The sequence below is a fragment of the Moraxella sp. genome, from assembly GCF_024227015.1.
GTDB lineage: Bacteria > Pseudomonadota > Gammaproteobacteria > Pseudomonadales > Moraxellaceae > Moraxella.
This window is the reverse complement of record NZ_JAAELD010000365.1, coordinates 16,510-30,778: the sequence shown is the minus strand read 5'-3', so window position 1 is coordinate 30,778 and position 14,269 is coordinate 16,510. Positions and strand designations below refer to the sequence as shown.

Sequence of the window (14,269 nt, the reverse complement as noted above, 5' to 3'; positions counted from 1 at the left end):
TCACCTGTGCGCTCGCCAAGCCCACGCGCGATTTGGTTTGCGGTACCTGGGATGATTTGCATCAAGCCTGAAGCAGCAGCGCCAGAACGTGCGCTGGGCTGGAATCGGCTTTCTTGGCGCATGATACCATATGCCCAAGCAGGGTCTATGCCGACATTGCGGCTATATGACATGACGCTGTTCTGATAAGGCATCGGGTGAGACAACGCGGCAGCTCTTAGGTTTGGCATGTTATCGATGGCGTAGATGCTACGATGATACAGTCCTAGATCATGCGCGCGCTTGGCAGCAGCCAATGCCAGCGTGTTATCGTTGGCATCGCGGGCTTTTTTGACCGCCCAGTTCCACTCACGCCCTGAATGCTCAGGGCTGACATTATTGCTCATCATGACGAATGCGCGCGCAAAGTGTGGATCCCTCATCACGCGTGCGCTGTCTTGGGCGCTGATGTTCGGCAGTGCATTACCGCCAATCTCAGATAGGCTTAGCTGCTGACCCAATCTATCTTTTGCCAGCAGTCCATAATAATCCACGCCTGTGGCTAGGCTTTGGTAGATTTTACGGGCGTCGTTTTGTTTGCCGGTTTGTTCGTAGCCGCGCGCCAGCCAGTATTGCCAAATGCGTTCACCTTGATGGATGGCACTCATCTGAGTGATGGCTGACACCACGTCCTGCCACTGTCCAAAATAAATCGCCGCCTGCGCATAGTCTTCAGCTTCTTCTAGGTTGAATGGCTCGCCCATGCTGTTTCTAAACCAAGTCACCGCATCCATGCTAAAGCCGTCATCAGTATTCATGTTCATGCGCTTGACAGCGATACTACGGTAAGCATAACGGCGCGCCATGTCAGACAGCAGCTTGGTTGAGCGGTTGTTGTCTTGGCTGATGTCATAGTTTAGCTGCATGATCGCTTCATTGTATGAGCGATGCGCCAGCTGACTGATGGCATAGATGTACAGATACTGATTCACATCGCTGTAGCCTTGACTGCTAAATTGCCCAAAGAAACCGTTTGGATTATTAGCAACTCCGCGCAGCGTCTCAAAAGAGATCGGCAGACCCAATCGTGATGACAAATCCAGAATCTCACTAACTTTGTCCAATGGCGCTTGACGACTAGACAGCTGTCTGCGGTCGATGCGCATCATTCGGATCAGCTGCTCATGCTGGTCGGTGCGTGTGATGCGTGGGTTCGCTGCCATCTCATGGGCAAGCTTATCGCACAGTGATTGCTTGATGTTGGTGTTTAGCCAGACGTTGGGTTTTTGTTCTAATGCGCGATAAGACTCACTGCTTTGGTTAAAGCCCAGCGCAATCGCACAAGCCTCCGACTCATCCGCGTTCTCTACATTGGCTGCGACCGCGCGTACTGACGCATAGTCACTCTCGCGTGCCTTGACCTCAGCATAGTCAGCGACCAATTTTTCACTCATCACCTGACCGGGATGCTTAGCGACAAAATTATTCACGGTCTGCGGATCTTGAGCAGATAGATTATAGTTGAGTCGCCAGTATTCAGGATAGGCAGCAAACAGCGATCCCTGCATGCTTTGCTCGTATTGGCGCATCGCGTTGGGGCTTGATTTTTGGCGTTCGGCATCGATGAACTGATAAATACTTCCATCACCAGCATCACCCTGCGCACACGCTACCTGCATTAGGATCGCCCCGCACAGCGCCGACAATAACCCCAGTTTTTGACCATTTTTGCTAAATTTTGGCATAACACCCTTCTTCAATCTGCTTTAAATCTTAAAATAAATCCATCTCGCCAAACTCAACACCTTGAACATCGCAAAACAGACAAATGCAACATAGCCTAACAAATTCATCTAACACCCTTGTATAAAAGTTGTAAATTATCCCTGCCTTTAGCTAAATCTTGGGCATTTTTTGACAAAAAATTCGCTCAATACACCAACGCATGTTATAATGATAAATTTTTTAAAATTCCTTTTGTCAGCAATCCCTTGGAGAAAACCATGACCGTTGCTACCTTCAATCCCAAAGCACATCAAAAACCCATCCAAACCGTAGAACACCAAGAGTTGCCAGTCATGGCAGATTCTGGTCAAATCAAGCCAGGCGATGCACCAAAAAAAGTCTACATCGTCACACAAGGCTGCCAGATGAACGAATACGACTCCAAAAAAATGGGTGATGTGCTTGGCGACAGTCATGGCATGCTAGTTACCAACGACATCAATGAAGCAGATGTGCTCATCATGAACACTTGCTCCATTCGCGAAAAAGCCCAAGAAAAAGTCTTCTCCGAACTGGGTCGCTGGCGCAAACTAAAACTTAAAAATCCCGACCTCATCATCGGCGTGGGCGGCTGCGTGGCATCCCAAGAAGGCGACAACATCCAAAAGCGCGCGCCTTTTGTGGACATGGTATTTGGTCCGCAAACCCTGCACCGCTTGCCAGAACTTTATAATAAATCCACCAAACAAGTCGATGAAGTGCCACGCAATCGCATCGGTGTCGTGGACGTATCATTCCCAAGCATCGAAAAATTCGACTTCCTGCCAGAACCGCGTGTCGAAGGCTATAAAGCGTTCGTGTCTATCATGGAAGGCTGCTCAAAATACTGCTCATTCTGCGTCGTTCCTTATACGCGTGGCGAAGAGCTGTCTCGCCCGTTAGACGACGTACTTGCCGAGATTGACAGCCTTGCCGAACAAGGCGTCCGCGAAATCAACCTTCTGGGTCAAAACGTGAACGGCTACCGCGGCGAGAAAGACGACGGCAGCATCTGCCGCTTCAGCGAGCTGTTGCACTACGTCTCGCACATTGATGGCATTGAGCGCATTCGCTACACCACCAGCCACCCGCTTGAATTCACCGATGATATCATCGATGCCTATAAGACACTGCCAAAGCTCGTCTCACACTTGCATTTGCCTGTTCAAAGCGGCTCAAACAACGTATTGGCAGCGATGAAGCGCAACCACACCATCGATGTTTACATCAATCAAATCAGCAAATTAAAAGCGATCCGTCCCGACCTACACCTATCCTCCGACTTTATTATCGGCTTTCCAGGTGAGACGGATGCAGATTTTAATGACACGCTGCAGCTTGCCAAAGATTTGGATTTTGATCATTCTTATAGCTTTATCTACTCAAAGCGCCCTGGCACGCCTGCATCAGATCTGCCTGATGATGTCAGCCTAGACACCAAAAAAGCACGACTGGCCGCCTTCCAAGAAGTCATCAAAGATTCCACCTTTGCCAAGACGTACGCCATGGTCGGTCAGACTGTACGCGTATTGGTCGAAGAGCACGCCAACCGCCGCGAAGGCTACCTTCATGGCACGGCAGACAACACCCGCTCTGTGATCTTCAAGGGCGGTGATGAGCTGCTGGGCAAATTTGTCAATATTCACGTGACACGCGCCATCAGCATGCATCTAGTGGAAGGTGAATTGGTTGAGATTTTGGATTAATCTGTCCAAAATCTCGCCTACAAAAGCCGTACATTCTAGCAAGATTTTAGCCTTATAAAATTTTTTAACTGTGTTACAATCAATACATCGATAAGCAAAAAGCCTGTCGAGATCACACAGCCAACAAGGAGAAAATCATGCTAGGTGACATCGAATACAACATCAACGAACTATTCAAACAATTAGGACTAGAATGCTCTGACGAAGCAGTGGATGCCTTCATCAAGGCCAATCAGCTACCTGAAGCAGTAAAACTGGTGGAAGCACCATTTTGGACAGAGCAGCAGCGCGCTTTCTTAAAAGAAGAGTACAAGCTTGATGCGGTTTGGATAGGTCCGATTGATGAGCTAAATTCACGCCTGCACTCGGACAACATGCAAAACTAATGCAAAGTACAATATGAAGCGCAATAAAAGCACCCAATAGAGGTGCTTTTATTTTGGCATGATAGATTAATCAGACAATCTGAGCGCGCCAAGCCAATAAATCCGCAACATCTTTAGCGATGCCTGCTTTTAGCTCATCAAGATTGGCGTACTTTTTTTCGCCGTGCAGATAGGTTAAGAACACCACTTTTAAGGTCATGCCATACAGATCAGCATTAAAATCAGGCAAGTGCACCTCAAGACGATAATCTGAGCCATTGACACTTGGGCGTGTGCCGACATTAACCGTACCAAACAGACTGCCCGCCTGCGTGCCCGATACACCACCACCCATCGCTGACAGATCAATCACTTTGCCTTCTTTATAAGCAAAAACATCCGCACCATAGATGCCATTGACGGCAGGCTTAAGGCGGTTCAAACTAACATTCGCGGTGGCAAAATCAAGCGTTCGACCAATTTTATCACCATGAACCACCTCGCCTGCGATCGCATAATCTCGCCCAAGCAATGTCTTAGCCAGCGCAAGATTCTGCTCAGACAATGCCTCTCTGACCGCTGTCGAGCTGATGCGAACATCATCGTTCAATACCGTTGATAGATGATCAACGCTAAACCCTGCCCGAATCAAAAAATCCGTATCACCCGTGCGATCATGACCAAAGCGAAAATCATCGCCAAGCACCAGATGCTGGGCGTTCAGCTTACGCAAAAGCTCTGCAAAATCATCGGCTGACAGCTGACGCAATTCATCATCAAATCGCGCTACGATCAGATAATCAACGCCTAAGCCTGTCATGATTTCTGCTTTCTCAGGCAGGCTGGTTAAGCGTGGTGGCGGATCATCAGGGCAAAAGAACTCTCGAGGCTGTGGCTCGAACACCATCACCGCAGACGCCAGACCCTTTTGTTTTGCGTCTTTGATAAGCGCGCCAAGCATCGTCTGATGCCCTCGATGCACGCCATCGTAATTGCCGATGGTAAGCGCCAAGGGTGGCAGGTTAGCAGGATGGGCGATATTTAGATCAATGACTTTCATAAAATGAGCGATGCGCTGACAAAATGTCTATTTTAGCACATTTTGTCATACTGATAACGGTCTTTGAACTATTGTTTTTGCGCCATTGCATCGACGAACAGCGCATTACCCTTCTCTGCGGCGACTTCTTGGGCGGTTTTTGCATTGACATCAAGCCCCTTAATGATGGGCAGACTCATGACATCAATGCGTTTTTTGGTGGATAAGCTAACAGGCACCATACGCGCAAACTCAAACAGGTGCAGCCACATCTCCTCGCCCACCTCGACCTCTTCATCATCATCTAGACGAATGGCGGCGATCTGCGACAGATCTTTGATCACTTCGCGCTCTTCGGCGGTCAGGCTCACACCCGTCACACCGATGCCGGTAATATAGCCACCCGCCCAGTCATTTAGGGCAATTACACGCTCATATAGGTCATGCTCATCATCTGGCACCAGCGGCTCATAAGCATAGGCGTCATCTTTGTCTTTTAGGGCGAAGCTGACATCCTCACCATACTCAGTTAATAGTTCCAATGCCTTTTGATTTGGCACTGCAAAGCTAAGCTCTTCTAACAGTCGAGTCCAGCCCTCTTCATCGGTGGCATGACATGCTGTCATGACACCTGTCATAATCCCGTGCAGCTCACTGATCGATACATCAGACCAATCGGCAAACGCTGTCGCCCAATCATCCCAACCTGACAAAAAATCACTCATAATCATCTCCGATAAAATATCCCTATTTATGCCATCATTTTTAAAAAACACAAGGGCTGGGCGATGATTTTGAACATATTTCACGCAAATTCGCTCAATTAAAAGAAAAATTTGACAGCTGTACGCACTGGCGTGATAATATGGGAGAAATATTTTTAAATTGCTCCGATAACTTACAAGGACACACCATGATCAGCCAACTTCAAGCGCTCGAACAAACCATTTTAGAGATGAAAAAGCAGTACAACGTCACCGCAACCGAGCTTGCCAACCTAAAGCACAAGCTTGCCAATGACACCAGTCCTGCCATCATCAGCGATTTACAGCTTCGCCTTGAGAAAACCACTCAAGAGCTACACTCACAGACAGATCGCGCCAATTCGCTAGAGCAATCTCGCAACGCCCTACAGGCTCAGATTGAAGAATTGGTTGAACAAAATCAATCTTTTAACACGCACAACCAAGAACTCAAAGACAAAAATGCACTTGCTATCTCGCGCGCCGAAATCATCCAAGAATGGCTAACTCGCATCGACAACCAACACTAAAATAACAGCAAATAAAAGGACATCGCCATGACAGACCAAATCCAAGACACAAGCCCAAGCGAGCTAATCGTAAAAGATCAACCTGAATTTAAGCCTGTTCACATCAGCATCGCAGGCACGCCGCATCGCATCATCTGCCCTGCCAATGAAGTAAAGTCTCTTGAATCAGCCGCTGAGAAGTTGAACGAAAAAATTCGTGACATCCGCCGCGAAATCAAAGGCAAAGCCCCTAATAACGAAGAGCTTCTCGTGCTCGTCTGCCTAGATCTATACGACCAAGTGCAAACCCTAACTCAAGACGCTCACAACCACAGACACGAGAATAGTCAAGCGGTCGCCCTGATCGACAAGATCAATAAAGACGCGCAGTCGATTTTAAGATAATCGCTTAACACACCCAGGCAGTCGCTAAATTCCGACAAGACTCATCACTTGAGCGAATCTTGTTGAGATTTGGCGATTTTTTGATAATCAATAAAATCATATGCGTAAGATATATTGACAAATTATTTCAATTTAGTTAAATTGAGACTTTAATTTGCGCCCTGTGCGTATCTTATGCTGTGCCGCGACGCATTTGACGACGGCTGTATTTTTAGAGATTTTTGAAGGAAATCACCATGGCAATGACATTAAAAACTTTGGCATTATCAATGACGCTTGGTCTATCTGCTGCACTACTAAGTGCCTGCGGCGGCGATAAAGCTGAAACTAAAGCAGGTGATGCTGCTGCGGCCACAGCTGCTGATAAGCTAGAAACCAAATTCGTGACTGTTGGTACAGGCGGCGCATCTGGTCCTTATAACATCATTGGCACGGCGATGACCGAGCAATATGCCAAAGCCTTTGGCGTGAATGCCAAAACCCAAACCACAGGCGCCTCAGTTGAGAACCTAAACCTACTGGCCCAAAAGAAACTAGAGATGGCATTCGTCATGAGCGATGCGCTAAGCGACGCGGTTAATGGTCAAAACAGCTTCACCACGAAGATCGACAGCGTATCTCAAATTGCCAGCCTATACCCTAACTACGTGCAAATCGTTGCATCAAGCGCATCAGGCATCAAATCCATCGAAGACCTAAAAGGTAAGCGTGTGGCAGTCGGTGCTCAAGGTTCTGGCGTTGAGGTGGCAACTCGCGCCCTACTTGAAGGCTTTGGCATCACTTATAAAGACATCAAAGTTGATTATCTGGGCTATGCAGAAGCTGCCGACAGCCTAAAATCAGGTAAGCTAGATGCTGCATTCCTAACCAGTGGTCTGCCAAACTCATCACTCATGGAGCTAGAGCAAGGCTTTGATCTACAGATCGTTAGCGTTCCTGCTGATAAACTAGCACAAATCGCCCAAACCAAGACTTTCTTTATCCCGATGGACATTCCAGCAGGCACTTATGGCAATGAAGCGGCTGTACCGACTGCAGCCATCTTGAACGCTTTGGTGGTGCGCTCTGACATGAGCAATGACGACGTGTACAAGCTGACCAAGTCATTCTTTGAAAACCTTGAGACACTAAAAAGCGCTCACCAAGCTGCTAACGACATCAGCGTTGAGAACGCCCAAAACGGTCTTGTCGCACCGCTACATCCAGGTGCCAAGCGTTACTATGATGAAGTCGCTAAATAATCATTAACCCGATTATGGCAACTCATTACATTAAAGCAGCTGTCGTGATGGTAGCTGCTTTAATGGCGATTGGCATGATACTGCCAATCAAGCCGACCATTGTGATTCATGCACAACCCATTCATTGCCAACTGCCTGATACCTTTAGCCTAAAATGGCGACACTCAGTCGAAAAACAGTATTGGCAAGAAGTATATCAATTACATTATCCTGATCTTATTTTAACCAAAACCTATCTACAGACCTTTGGCGCAGGTACGCCCAATCTTGGTGAACCAACACGTGCACCTGATGGCTATCTAGGACAGCTCGTCAACCTACCCATGGATGAACTTAATTGGCTTGTATCGCACAACATGCAAGGCGAGATTGTCATGGGCGATGCTGTAGAAGCGAACCCCGCCATCATGCCAATTCATCAGATGATAGAGGATCGCAGCGTGGTGAATGTTCGCCCTGAGAAGCTCACCGTTTGGCAGTACATCACTCTGCCACGATGCAAAGCCATGACGAATGGTACAAATGGTTAATTGATACTGGATTGATGGGTGGCATTCATAACACCACGTTTATGGCATTACAAGACAGTCACTGGATTTTATTTATGAGTAACACCACGCCATCGCCTGAGGCGAATGCACAAGAGATTCTAGAAAAATACGATCGCGAATCGGTCACACGTAATGGTCTTAGTAAGACCACCAATTACATCATCGCCGCCATCGCCATCGCCTATTCTATTTTTCATCTTTATATCACTTTTAACCCCCTGCCTGAGCTGATTCAGCGCTCTGTTCACGTCGCTGTAGGCGTGGGTCTGATTTTTCTTATCTATCCTGCCACCAAGAAATCCGTGCGCAATAAAGTCGCGCTCATCGATTGGGTGTGGCTCATTGCATCATTCTCAACAGCAGGTTATTTGATTTGGCAATATCAAGACATTGTCACTGTACGCGGCGGCGTGCCAAATCAGCTTGACATCATATTCTCAGCCATCACGGTGCTTGTCGTGTTAGAGAGCGCAAGGCGCATCACCGGCTGGATTCTGCCGGCGTTTGCACTGATATTCTTGGCATATCCGTTCGTCAGTCACATGGATTTTATGCCTAATCGATTACTGACCAGACCTTATGATTTGGGTGATATTTTTGGGCAATTATACCTAAAAACCGAAGGCCTGTACTCAACCGCCATCGGCGCCTCCGTGACTTTTATTTTTCTGTTTATCTTATTCGGGGCGTTCTTAGCACGCTCTGGCATGGGGCAGCTGTTTAATGACTTGGCGCTTGCTTTGGCAGGTCATAAGCAAGGCGGTCCTGCCAAAGTTGCGGTCATCTCAAGTGGCTTCATGGGCTCGATTAATGGCGCTGCGGTCGCCAACGTCGTCGGTACAGGCGCATTCACCATTCCGCTGATGAAGCGCGTGGGCTACAGTAAGGACTTTGCTGGCGCTGTTGAGGCCAGTGCTTCCGTCGGCGGACAAATCCTACCGCCAATCATGGGCGCGGCCGCCTTCATCATGGCGGAGACCACAGGTGTCAAGTACAGCACCATCGCCTTGGCGGCAGTATTACCTGCATTATTATATTATCTGGGTGTCATCGCTCAGGTGCATTTTCGAGCAGGTAAAAACAACCTGCGCGGCATCCCCAAAGCTGACCTACCACGCGCCAAAGAAGTGCTAAAAGCACGCGGTCACATGCTGCTGCCCATCGCCTTTTTAGTGTATTTACTGGCGAACAATGTGCCTATTGGCTATGCTGCTGCCTACACGATCGGCGCAACGGTTGTCATCAGCTGGCTTCGCCCTGAGACGCGCATGGGCTTCTCTGACATCGTGGCGGCACTCGTAGATGGCGCGAAACAATCGTTGTCTGTCATGGCGGCCTGTGCGGTGGTCGGCATTGTTATTGGTGTGGTTAACCTAACCAGCTTTGGCACGGTGATGACATCATCGATCGTTACTCTGGGCGCAGGTTCACTATTTTTGACATTGCTCTTAACCATGCTTGCCTCGATGGTGCTTGGCATGGGTCTGCCATCAATCCCCGCCTATATCATCACTGCAACGATGGCAGCGCCGGCTTTGGCAAGCTTTGATGTGCCTGTATTGGTGGCTCACATGTTCGTGTTCTACTTTGGCATCTTTGCAAACATCACCCCGCCTGTCGCGCTGGCAGCCTTTGCAGGTGCAGGCATCTCCGGTGGCGACCCGATGAAGACAGGCTGGCAGTCATTAAAACTTGCGCTGGCAGGCTTCATCGTGCCATTCATGTTCGTCTATAATCCTAACATGATGATGATCGATGTGGCAGATGCAGCAGTTACCGCCAAAGAATTTGCGATGCCTGCATGGCACGTCATCGCCACTGTGGCTGCGACATCCATCGTTGGTGTATTAGCATTATCGGCCGCCGTTGAAGGCTATTTTAAGACCAGCATGCCATCATGGCAGCGCATCGTGTTGGCTGCAGGTGCATTCTGCCTGATCATTCCAGAGACCATGACTGACATCATTGGTGTCGTCGTGGTTGTGCTGATGATTGGCTTAAACATCAAAAAGTCAAAACGCGCAATCGCTTAACCAACATGAAAATAAAAAGCCAAACTAAGTAGTTTGGCTTTTTATCTATTATAATCACAACATTCCACTAAACTGATGCTGATCGCCTGCATGCCACAGCTGCGCAACCGTAGCGACCTGCCCACGCGAGTGAGTCTTACGACCCAATAACAGCACCGCATCATGCGGCTGGATCTGTAGAGCGGCTGCCACCTGATCATCAGCATTGACAGCGCTGATGGTATAGCTGCCATATTCCAGCGGCAAATTAGCAATCAAAAATTCGCTCGTGTTCACCTGACTAAAATCCTGCTCGATGAACTCAGGAAGCAGCTCAGCATTCACCCAGCGCTCCTCATACTGCACAGGCGTATCATCCGCGAAGTGTAGAACCTTCACCTCAAAGATCGCCGGCTGATCACCATCCAAACCATCTGACACGAGTGCAAATTCATTTAATAGTGCTGATCTTGGGTGGGATTCTATGTCAGCATGGCGAATGATGGATTTGATAAGGACTTTAGCAGTATAACGCTTACCCTGCTGCTCAATGTCATGAGCGATGTTGCGGATATTGACATAGGCTCGGTTGAATTTTTGCTGCGCGACGAAAGTTCCTGACCCTTGGCGACGCTCAAGCACTCGCTCATCAGTCAGCTCCTTTAAGGCGCGATTCACCGTCATGCGCGCCACACCGAACTCCTTCGTCAGCACCATCTCTGTTGGGATGGCTGAGCCGACAACCCACTCCCCTGCGTGGATTCTGGTCAGAATGTCCTGTTTGATGCGAAGATAAGCGGGTGTTTTGGCGGTCATGATTATCTACTGCTTAAAATATACATCATACTAAAAGCCTTTGGGTTATTCAATGAATTTAGCGCAAGTTTGAGAACTTAGGTCATATTTTGGTCACGTTGTCTTTTTATAATCTTGTCACCTTCTTTTTATTATGGGTTTTTTATGAATCGATCTAAATTTGCTCTCAGTTTACTTCCTTTAATGCTACTTGGCAGCGCGTTCGCTCATGCCGACACCACAGTCAAAGCCCCAGCCATCTTGGCGGGTCATGCCATACAACCTGCGCAAACTTTCGTACAAGCACCAAAAGATGCACCCAATTCGCTCAGATACAGCGGCAAACACACCACTGCTACACGTACCGAATCGCTTGGCTCAATCATGGGTAAATCCGCCGGTCGTCCGACAGGCATCGCCCTTCCTTTTGATGATCAGCCCATCCAAGGTCATTCAGGCATTCAGCGTATGCCAGATGGGACTTTTTGGATTTTAACGGATAATGGTGCTGGCTCAAAAGCCAATTCGCCTGATTTTATGCTGCATTTGTCACAATACGACATTGATTTTAATGATGGTCAATTCCACAAAAAACAGACCATCTTTTTGCATGACCTCGACAAAAAAGTCCCGTTTCACATCACTAACGAGGCCACTCAGAGTCGCTATTTGACGGGTGCTGACTTTGACCCAGAGAGTTTTCAGATTATCGGCGATACCTTATGGATTGGTGATGAATTCGGCCCTTATCTGATTAAAGCGGACCTAACAGGCAAAGTGCTTGGAGTGTTTGAAAGTAAGCTTGGCGACACGCCATTAATCTCGCCGGATCATCACAGTGTTCGTACGCCTAACACCCCTAAGGACACCGTTAGCTTTAATGTCAAACGCTCCAAAGGTTATGAAGGCATGGCAAACGATGGCAAATATCTATACCCAATGCTTGAAGGCGTGCTATGGGACTCAGCAAGACAAGAATACCAAAGTAAAGACGGCAAACCATATCTGAACATTCTACAATTCGACACACAGACGCAATCATGGACGGATAAAGTGTGGTATTACCCACTAGAAGATGCTGCCCATGCCATTGGTGATTTTAACATGATTGACGATGAGCGCGCCTTAGTCATCGAGCGTGACGATGGTGAAGGCGTCATTGAATACGCCTGCAAAGATGGCGCGGACAAGACGACTTGCTTTGACAAATTACCCAAATTCAAGCGAGTGTATCTGATCAAATTCAACGATGCTAATGCAGGTAATTTCGTCCAAAAATTAGGCTATGTTGATTTATTAGACATCAAAGATCCCAACAGCATCGCCAAGACACCACACAGCCAAGGTCGCTTCCAATTTCCATTCTTCACCATCGAGAATGTGGACATCGTCGATGGCGAGCATATCGTCGTTGGCAATGACAACAACCTACCCTTCTCAAGCAGTCGATCGCCCAACGTCGCTGATGATAATGAGCTCATATTACTACACGTACCAGAGCTTCTAAAACTAGGAAAATAGCAACAAAAAAACCACTCGAAATGAGTGGTTTTTTTGTTTAGATCTTAGACAAACTTAAAATTCAATAGAGTTATTTTCACCCAAGCTATCAGCAATTTTTTCGCCGCCAACTGCCGCTGCGGTCATCTTAAACATATTTACAATGGCGTTTCCACTTAGCCAGTATTGAGCACCATTAGGAACAATTTTAATCAATTGAACATTCTTATCATCTTTGCCATTTTCAAAAAAAGCATTGTAAACCACAGACCAAAGTTCGTCCAGCTTAGCAGGATCGGTGACCAATTCAGCCTTACCATTAATTGACAGATAATCTTTGGCATTATTTGATGTATAGGCAAGGTTTACCTGCGGGTTATTTTTTATATCCTTGACGCTTTCGGTTCTGGCATCACCAATGAACCAAATCTCTTTTGCTTCTAAATCAAAATCACTGGTCGTCATTGGGCAAGCGTGCAAATGACCCTCTGAAGTTACTGTGGTTAGCATGGCAAATTTCACATCTTTTACCATGTCATTGATTGTTTTTAATTGTTCGTTGCGATTTTGATTGATCATACTTAATTCCTTTTTGAGTTAAAACTGTGTTGTGATTGGTACAGCGCATCATTCACGCTAAATCCACTTTATCAAAAGCAGCAGTCAATTAGGGTAATTTTATGTGACGTTTCGTATTGGTTTGTAAATTGTTTGAATAAACCCTTTTTTAATGTTACATATTTAGCAATAATTATAAAGTATTTTAATGTAGTGGTTAAGCATTTTTACCGGGTTTTTTCAGTCATTTTATGATGCAATGTTGGGAAAACACCAAAAATACGCTACACTATCCTAAAACTCACCACTGCCATTCTCATGTCAAAAATTCACTGCACCATCCTAATTCTAAGCTTAATTCTTGGTATTCGCGCCGCCCATTCGCTAACCTTAATTCACACACATCCAAGCAACCCGACCGCCTTCACGCAGGGGTTTGAATACATGGGCAATGATCAGGCGATCTTGGCGACAGGGTTGTATGGACAGTCTAGCATTGGCATTCTAAATATCAAGACAGGCGAATACACCATCAAGGACACCCTAATAAAGGAGTTTTTTGGCGAAGGCATCACGCAGACCCCTTATGGGATTTGGCAATTAACTTGGCGAGAGAACGTCGCTTTTTTAAGAGATGCTGATGATTTTGCCATCATAGATACCGCCTATTACGGCGGCGAAGGCTGGGGGCTTGCCTATCGCGCCGACCAAGACATCATCTATATGTCAAATGGCTCATCCATCATTACCGTACGAGACGCCAAAACCTTTAAAATAAAATCACACATCAACGTCCGCCATCAAGGCGCGAACATCGACCAATTAAACGAGCTTGAATTTGCCGACAGCTTCATCTATGCTAACATCTGGCAAAGCAATCTGATCGCTAAGATTGACCCCGATACTGGTAAAGTTGTTAAATTTTATGATTTTAGCGACATATTGGCAAATGCCAACATCAGCGACCACAATCGTCAAAACATGGACGTTCTCAACGGCATTGCCCACATTAAGGACAATCGCTTCTATGTCACAGGGAAATTTTACCCGATGATATTTGAAGTGACGCTTGATTGACCAATAAAAAAGCAGACCGTGAAGT

At 47.0% G+C, this 14,269-nt stretch carries 14 protein-coding genes; 9 read left to right on the top strand and 5 right to left on the bottom strand.

All coding sequences use genetic code 11. The features are described 5' to 3' along the window. Positions 1–1,724, bottom strand: a 1,724-nt coding sequence (locus tag GY683_RS08465) for a lytic transglycosylase domain-containing protein (protein WP_297288311.1), incomplete at its 3' end; no start/stop codon positions are given. Positions 1,725–2,057: 333 nt separating this feature from the next. Here GY683_RS08465 and miaB point away from each other — a divergent pair. After that, the gene (gene miaB / locus GY683_RS08460; protein ID WP_297288315.1) at positions 2,058–3,449 is read left to right on the top strand and encodes a tRNA (N6-isopentenyl adenosine(37)-C2)-methylthiotransferase MiaB; all 1,392 of its coding nucleotides are present in this window, start codon (positions 2,058–2,060) and stop codon (positions 3,447–3,449) included. A 137-nt stretch (positions 3,450–3,586) separates the two neighbouring features. Then, positions 3,587–3,835 (top strand): DUF2789 family protein, encoded by a 249-nt coding sequence (locus GY683_RS08455; RefSeq protein ID WP_297288310.1) that lies wholly within the window; start codon positions 3,587–3,589, stop codon positions 3,833–3,835. Positions 3,836–3,905: 70 nt separating this feature from the next. Here GY683_RS08455 and ribF read toward each other — a convergent pair whose 3' ends face one another. Then, positions 3,906–4,874, bottom strand: a complete 969-nt coding sequence (ribF, locus tag GY683_RS08450; RefSeq protein ID WP_297288309.1) for a bifunctional riboflavin kinase/FAD synthetase — start codon at positions 4,872–4,874, stop codon at positions 3,906–3,908. 68 nt (positions 4,875–4,942) lie between these two features. Beyond that, the gene (locus GY683_RS08445) at positions 4,943–5,578 is read right to left on the bottom strand and encodes a UPF0149 family protein (RefSeq protein ID WP_297288308.1); all 636 of its coding nucleotides are present in this window, start codon (positions 5,576–5,578) and stop codon (positions 4,943–4,945) included. A gap of 188 nt (positions 5,579–5,766) precedes the next feature. Between GY683_RS08445 and GY683_RS08440 the strand changes: the two genes are divergently transcribed. From GY683_RS08440 to GY683_RS08420, 5 genes are all read left to right on the top strand, one after another. Continuing rightward, positions 5,767–6,126 (top strand): hypothetical protein, encoded by a 360-nt coding sequence (locus tag GY683_RS08440; protein ID WP_297288307.1) that lies wholly within the window; start codon positions 5,767–5,769, stop codon positions 6,124–6,126. A 27-nt stretch (positions 6,127–6,153) separates the two neighbouring features. Further along, positions 6,154–6,510 (top strand): cell division protein ZapA, encoded by a 357-nt coding sequence (locus tag GY683_RS08435; protein WP_297288306.1) that lies wholly within the window; start codon positions 6,154–6,156, stop codon positions 6,508–6,510. A gap of 269 nt (positions 6,511–6,779) precedes the next feature. Then, entirely contained in the window at positions 6,780–7,751 is a 972-nt protein-coding gene (locus tag GY683_RS08430) for a TAXI family TRAP transporter solute-binding subunit (RefSeq protein ID WP_297288314.1), read from the top strand. A 47-nt stretch (positions 7,752–7,798) separates the two neighbouring features. Then, complete coding sequence (locus tag GY683_RS08425) at positions 7,799–8,281, top strand: DUF1850 domain-containing protein (RefSeq protein WP_297288313.1); 483 nt, start codon at positions 7,799–7,801, stop codon at positions 8,279–8,281. 74 nt (positions 8,282–8,355) lie between these two features. Then, the gene (locus GY683_RS08420) at positions 8,356–10,335 is read left to right on the top strand and encodes a TRAP transporter permease (RefSeq protein ID WP_297288312.1); all 1,980 of its coding nucleotides are present in this window, start codon (positions 8,356–8,358) and stop codon (positions 10,333–10,335) included. Between the two features lie 54 nt (positions 10,336–10,389). On the opposite strand, the gene GY683_RS08415 is transcribed toward GY683_RS08420, so the two are convergent. Next, complete coding sequence (locus tag GY683_RS08415) at positions 10,390–11,130, bottom strand: UTRA domain-containing protein (RefSeq protein ID WP_297288305.1); 741 nt, start codon at positions 11,128–11,130, stop codon at positions 10,390–10,392. Positions 11,131–11,274: 144 nt separating this feature from the next. Between GY683_RS08415 and GY683_RS08410 the strand changes: the two genes are divergently transcribed. After that, positions 11,275–12,630, top strand: coding sequence for an esterase-like activity of phytase family protein (locus GY683_RS08410; protein WP_297288304.1), 1,356 nt, complete (start codon positions 11,275–11,277; stop codon positions 12,628–12,630). 54 nt (positions 12,631–12,684) lie between these two features. Here the strand turns inward: GY683_RS08410 and GY683_RS08405 are convergent, their stop codons facing one another. Beyond that, entirely contained in the window at positions 12,685–13,188 is a 504-nt protein-coding gene (locus GY683_RS08405) for a pyridoxamine 5'-phosphate oxidase family protein (protein WP_297288303.1), read from the bottom strand. A gap of 297 nt (positions 13,189–13,485) precedes the next feature. On the opposite strand from GY683_RS08405, the gene GY683_RS08400 reads away from it, so the two are divergent. After that, entirely contained in the window at positions 13,486–14,244 is a 759-nt protein-coding gene (locus GY683_RS08400) for a glutaminyl-peptide cyclotransferase (RefSeq protein WP_297288302.1), read from the top strand. The last annotated feature ends 25 nt before the right edge of the window (positions 14,245–14,269 follow it).

Excerpts from the sequence above, each read along its gene's own strand:
- miaB (WP_297288315.1), top strand. The coding sequence starts at position 2,058 with ATGGCAGATTCTGGTCAAATCAAGCCAGGCGATGCACCAAAAAAAGTC.
- GY683_RS08455 (WP_297288310.1), top strand. The coding sequence starts at position 3,587 with ATGCTAGGTGACATCGAATACAACATCAACGAACTATTCAAACAATTA.
- ribF (WP_297288309.1), bottom strand. The coding sequence starts at position 4,874 with ATGAAAGTCATTGATCTAAATATCGCCCATCCTGCTAACCTGCCACCC.
- GY683_RS08445 (WP_297288308.1), bottom strand. The coding sequence starts at position 5,578 with ATGAGTGATTTTTTGTCAGGTTGGGATGATTGGGCGACAGCGTTTGCC.
- GY683_RS08440 (WP_297288307.1), top strand. The coding sequence starts at position 5,767 with ATGATCAGCCAACTTCAAGCGCTCGAACAAACCATTTTAGAGATGAAA.
- GY683_RS08435 (WP_297288306.1), top strand. The coding sequence starts at position 6,154 with ATGACAGACCAAATCCAAGACACAAGCCCAAGCGAGCTAATCGTAAAA.
- GY683_RS08430 (WP_297288314.1), top strand. The coding sequence starts at position 6,780 with ATGACGCTTGGTCTATCTGCTGCACTACTAAGTGCCTGCGGCGGCGAT.
- GY683_RS08425 (WP_297288313.1), top strand. The coding sequence starts at position 7,799 with ATGGTAGCTGCTTTAATGGCGATTGGCATGATACTGCCAATCAAGCCG.
- GY683_RS08420 (WP_297288312.1), top strand. The coding sequence starts at position 8,356 with ATGAGTAACACCACGCCATCGCCTGAGGCGAATGCACAAGAGATTCTA.
- GY683_RS08415 (WP_297288305.1), bottom strand. The coding sequence starts at position 11,130 with ATGACCGCCAAAACACCCGCTTATCTTCGCATCAAACAGGACATTCTG.
- GY683_RS08410 (WP_297288304.1), top strand. The coding sequence starts at position 11,275 with ATGAATCGATCTAAATTTGCTCTCAGTTTACTTCCTTTAATGCTACTT.
- GY683_RS08405 (WP_297288303.1), bottom strand. The coding sequence starts at position 13,188 with ATGATCAATCAAAATCGCAACGAACAATTAAAAACAATCAATGACATG.
- GY683_RS08400 (WP_297288302.1), top strand. The coding sequence starts at position 13,486 with ATGTCAAAAATTCACTGCACCATCCTAATTCTAAGCTTAATTCTTGGT.